Here is a 281-nt window from a genome sequence, read left to right as displayed (position 1 = left end):
CAGCGCCGCAGAACGAACCCGGCAACTCAATGACAGGCGCGCACTGAGCAACACGCTGGAAGACATCTGGCGCAGCAGGCAAGAGAACAACCCCTTGGCCAGGCCCAACAGCCTGTCACTGAACCTGTCGCATATCGGTGACATGCCGGCATTGAGTGCCGATTTCAGCTTCCTGCTGGAGCTGGGTCTGCATGGCAACCGCCACGCGCAGATAAACGACCCGTTCCTCAAGTGCTTCACCGGTTTGACCAACCTTGAGATGCGTGACCTGCCACTGGATC

1 protein-coding gene is annotated in these 281 nt (G+C 59.1%); it reads left to right on the top strand.

Annotation, left to right across the window (positions count from 1 at the left end):
• Positions 1–281 (top strand): hypothetical protein (locus tag AC0L20_RS40880; protein WP_473295805.1); only part of this gene is annotated, 281 nt, incomplete at both ends.

Source organism: Bradyrhizobium sp. Kon58, from assembly GCF_055807455.1.
Note: the sequence above shows the minus strand (reverse complement) of the source record. Positions and strands in the feature narration are given on the sequence as shown.